General features: G+C 64.2%; 5 protein-coding genes. 2 read left to right on the top strand and 3 right to left on the bottom strand.

Annotated elements, in window-relative coordinates:
* The first annotated feature begins 178 nt into the window (after window positions 1-178).
* Window positions 179-1,099 (top strand): LysR family transcriptional regulator, encoded by a 921-nt coding sequence (locus AB4Y84_RS14565; protein WP_442244895.1) that lies wholly within the window; start codon window positions 179-181, stop codon window positions 1,097-1,099.
* Window positions 1,100-1,162: 63 nt separating this feature from the next.
* Here the strand turns inward: AB4Y84_RS14565 and AB4Y84_RS14560 are convergent, their stop codons facing one another.
* Window positions 1,163-1,690 (bottom strand): hypothetical protein, encoded by a 528-nt coding sequence (locus AB4Y84_RS14560; RefSeq protein ID WP_025877789.1) that lies wholly within the window; start codon window positions 1,688-1,690, stop codon window positions 1,163-1,165.
* Window positions 1,691-1,802: 112 nt separating this feature from the next.
* On the opposite strand from AB4Y84_RS14560, the gene AB4Y84_RS14555 reads away from it, so the two are divergent.
* Window positions 1,803-2,183, top strand: a complete 381-nt coding sequence (locus AB4Y84_RS14555) for a hypothetical protein (protein WP_363732084.1) — start codon at window positions 1,803-1,805, stop codon at window positions 2,181-2,183.
* 283 nt (window positions 2,184-2,466) lie between these two features.
* Here the strand turns inward: AB4Y84_RS14555 and gcvH are convergent, their stop codons facing one another.
* Complete coding sequence (gcvH, locus tag AB4Y84_RS14550; protein WP_442250337.1) at window positions 2,467-2,862, bottom strand: glycine cleavage system protein GcvH; 396 nt, start codon at window positions 2,860-2,862, stop codon at window positions 2,467-2,469.
* A 94-nt stretch (window positions 2,863-2,956) separates the two neighbouring features.
* Window positions 2,957-4,069 carry a glycine cleavage system aminomethyltransferase GcvT gene (gcvT, locus tag AB4Y84_RS14545; protein WP_025877786.1) on the bottom strand — a complete coding sequence of 371 codons (1,113 nt, stop codon included), beginning with the start codon at window positions 4,067-4,069 and terminating at the stop codon, window positions 2,957-2,959.
* Window positions 4,070-4,333: the final 264 nt, after the last annotated feature.

The following is a 4,333-nucleotide window of genomic DNA, read 5'->3' as shown; positions in this document are numbered from 1 at the left end:
ACCTGCGCCGATGCCACTGCCTGCGCCGGTGACCAGCGCGGTACGTCCTTCAAGATCCAGTTTCATGTGTTGCCCTGCCAGGTTCTGCCGGCCCATCTGGCCGTGCGGACATGCTCTTTGAACACCCTCGATTGATAAACTCCGGCGAGGTTTCAACATTCAGAACCCGGGGTGTCAGATGAACCTGTTGGAGAGCATGCAGGTCTATGTGCTGGCCGTGGAAAAGGGCAGCCTCAGTGCCGCGGCATCGGCGCTGGACATCTCCGCAACGATGGCCGGCAAGCACTTGCGCGCCCTGGAGGGACGGCTGGGCATGCAGCTGTTGAGCCGCACGACCCGTCGGCAGCACATGACCGCTTTCGGTGAGGCCTACTACGGTCGCTGCAAAGAGATCCTGCGTCTGGTGGAGGAAACCGATGCGCAGGCACAGCATCACCATCTGGCACCGGCGGGCAAGCTGCGGATCAGTGCACCGGTGATCTTCGGCACGCATGCGCTGGTGCCGGCACTGTCGACCTACATGGACCGCTACCCCGAGGTCAGTGTCGAACTGGTCCTGACCGATCGCGTGGTCGAACTGGCCGATGAAGGATTCGAGGCCGCCATCCGCATCGGCACGCTGGCCGACGCCACGCATCTCGTAGCGCGTCCGCTCAGCGCCTACCGGCTGACCCTGTGTGCATCACCGGCCTATCTCACACGGCATGGCACGCCGCACAACGCGCAGGAGCTGCAGCAGCATCAATGCCTGTCGCTGGATCCGGCTGCGCTGTCGCACTGGCTGGGCAACGAAGCGGCATTGCCAGCGCCGCCTTCGGGACGGTTGCAGATCAACAACGGCGAAGCGTTGCGACTGGCCGCGCTGCAAGGCCAGGGCATCATCCTGCAGTCGAGCCTGCTGCTGGCAGCAGACATCGATGCGGGTAGCCTGGTCCCGTTGCTGCCGGAACATGGCCGGCACGGTCGGCCCATGCACGTGGTCTATGCGCACGACCGCTATCACTCGACCCGGCTGCGCAGCTTCGTGGATTTCCTGGTCGAGCGGTTTCCCTGTGAAGCAGCTGACCATCGCAGCTGGCCAGGCGCAGACGGCCCATAAAAAAACCCCCTCCCCGCTGGGCAGTCGGGGAAGGGGTCTCAGGGTGCGGCTATCGGGAAGTACTTAGATCAGCGGTGCCGGAGTTGCCGGAAGGGCCACCGGAGCGGCCTTCTTCTTGCGGGCGGCCGGCTTGCGCTTGGCAACCTTCTTGGCAGCCTTCTTCGGGGCAGCCTTCTTGGTCGCCTTCTTCGCAGTCTTCTTCACTGCCTTCTTGGCGGTCTTCTTTGTCGCCTTCTTCACTGCCTTCTTGGCGACCTTCTTGGCCGGCTTGCGGGCAGTGGTCTTCTTGGCGGCTTTCTTGGCAGTCTTCTTGGTGGCCTTCTTGGCTACCTTCTTGACGGCCTTCTTCGCGGTCTTCTTGACGGCCTTCTTGGCAGCGGACTTCTTGGCTACCTTCTTGGCCGCCTTCTTCACTGTCTTCTTCGCCGTGGCCTTCTTGGCGACCTTCTTGGCAGCCTTCTTCACTGCCTTCTTGGCGGTCGCCTTCTTCGCGACCTTCTTCACTGCCTTCTTGGCAGCGGCCTTCTTGGCGACTTTCTTCACCGCTTTCTTGGCGGCGGGCTTTTTCTTCGCAGCTTTCTTGGTTGCCATGGTGATGGCTCCTCGTCAGTGATAGGGAGTTGAAACGCCCAGGTGGATCAAACCCGCCCATGCTGCGTGCGGGGACCGCCGGCGCGTCGGGCGCGCCGTTACGGATGCGGTGATGCCCGCCACGATCGGCGGAGCAGGCATCGGAACAGGGGTCGCCTTGCATTTCTCCGGGGGAAGCGGGGCCATGTCCACCGTCTTGAGGATCGCGGTGGTCTTCGAGGGGCTGCTTCGCATCGGACGATTGATTCTGCGCACTCGGTTTGGCAGGCAAGGTCTGCTGAGGCGAAACCTAATCACGGTTTTTTTTACTGTCAACAACCCCCGCGAAAAATTTTCACATCCGCCGCGTCCCGGAAGCCCTTCCCGCGCCTGCCGATGTTCCTCCGCGAGCGCCGGCAAACACTGCATCGCGCATCGTCGCTGCCATCAACTGCGCGCGAACAGCGAAGAAAAAACACTTGAAATAAGCACTCTGCGTCATGTAGGGGTCTGAAGCGGAACGCCACCCGGCGACGCAGCCATGCATGGCAACGCACGCGCCAACGCCAGCACAACGGACCTGCAACAAGGCCAAAAACTTTTCACATCCGGGCGCGCCGCCGCGGGGGTGGAAACGCGGATTTGCGCAAAACTGCGCACGCCTTTTGGCCGCGCTCAACACCGACTGATGCCATGGCGATGGCATGCGGCGAACCGGCCGGCATAAGTTCGAAGCCTCCCCCAAAACGAAAACGGCCACCCGAGGGTGGCCGTTTTCGTTTTGGGGAAACGACGACTCAGTGCTCTTCGTCTTCCAGGCCTTCGGCGTACGCGTCCGGGTCCAGCAGCTCGTTGAGCTCGTCGCTGTTGGACACTTCGACGACGAACATCCAGCCRTYGCCGWAGGCGTCTTCGTTGATGGTTTCSGGCTTGTCGGCCAGTGCCGAGTTGACCTCGACGATGGTGCCGCTGATCGGGCTGTAGACGTCGGAGGCGGCCTTCACCGACTCGACGACCGCGATCTGCTCGTTGGCCTTGGCGGTCGCGCCGACTTCGGGCAGCTCGACGTAGACCAGGTCACCCAGCAGGCCCTGGGCGTGGTCGGAAATACCGACGGTCACGCGGCCATTGCCTTCGACACGGGCCCACTCATGGGACTTGAGGAACTTGAGGTCGCCGGGGATCTCGCTCATGGGACTGCTCCAGAGATATGCAGGGGGTGGAAAAAACGGGGCTAGTGTAACCAACCGGCCGCCACTGCTGGCAGTGACGACCGGCATGATTGGATCAGGCGTCGCCAAGCACGCCGGGCTGGGCCTGGCCTTCGCGCACGAACGGGAACTTGACCACCCGCACCGGCACCTGACGTCCGCGGATGTCGACGGTGACCTGACCGAGTTCACCGGCCGGCACGCGCGCGAATGCGATGCCCTTGGCCAGGGTCGGCGAGAAGGTGCCGGACAGGATCTCGCCCTGGCCGCCGGCAGTGGTGACCGCCTGGCCATGGCGCAGCACGCCCTTCTCATCCATCACCAGGCCGATCATCTGACGCGCGTTGCCAGCCGCCTTCTGCGCCTCCAGCACGTCGCGGCCGATGAAGTCGCGACCTTCGTCCAGCGACACCGTCCAGGCCAGCGCCGCTTCGTAGGGGCTGATCGCTTCGTCCATGTCCTGGCCGTACAGATTCATGCCGGCTTCCAGGCGCAGGGTATCGCGCGCGCCAAGACCGGCCGGCTTCACGCCGGCAGCAAGCAGGCGGTTCCAGAACGCGACCACGGCATCCTGCGGCAGCAGGATCTCGAAACCGTCTTCGCCGGTGTAGCCGGTGCGGGCGACGAACAGTTCAACGCCGTCGTCGGACTGCACCTGCAGCGCGGCGAAACGGCCGAGCTTGCCAAGCGACTCACGGTCGGCTTCGCGGGCCAGGCCGATGACGATGTCGCGCGCCTGCGGCCCCTGCACGGCGAGGATCGCCAGGTCCGGACGCTGCTCGACCGAGACGTTGAACGGCGCAGCCTGCTCGCGCAGCCACGCCAGATCCTTCTCGCGGGTGGAGGCGTTGACCACCATGCGGAAGAAGTCCTCGCCCAGGTAATAGACGATCAGGTCGTCGATGACGCCGCCCTGCGGATTCAGCATGCACGAGTACAACGCCTTGCCGGTGGCCTTGAGCTTGTCGACCGAGTTGGCCAGCAGGCGGCGCAGGAACGGCTTGACCTGGTCGCCGCGCAGGTCGACCACGGTCATGTGGCTGACGTCGAACACGCCCGACTCACGACGCACCAGGTGGTGCTCGTCCAGCTGCGAGCCGTAGTGGATGGGCATGTCCCAACCCCCGAAATCGACCATCTTGGCGCCAAGGGCGCGGTGGGTATCGTTGAGCAGCGTCTTCTGGGTCATGACCGGGTCCGGCAGCAGAGGAAACAAGAACGCGCATTATCCCAGATCGGTCGGCCGCAGGTCGCGCCGCAGCGCAGCGGGGGGATGTTGGCCGGCCTGCGGCCGGCGGGCGCTTTCTACAAGCCAGGGCGCAAAGCGCAAAGCCGAAGCGTGTCGGCTCTGGGTTCTCTCGGCTTGGTCGGAGCAGCGTGGGCACGCGGGGGACGCCGTAAACCCATCCCTGGGGGCTTGGCCGCCGCATCCATGCGGCGGACACCCCCGCGC

It is taken from the genome of Stenotrophomonas sp. 2YAF22 (assembly GCF_052114665.1).
GTDB classification, from domain to species: Bacteria; Pseudomonadota; Gammaproteobacteria; order Xanthomonadales; family Xanthomonadaceae; genus Stenotrophomonas; species Stenotrophomonas indicatrix.
The sequence above is the reverse complement of the archived record's forward strand: the minus strand, read 5'-3'. Positions and strand labels throughout refer to the sequence as shown.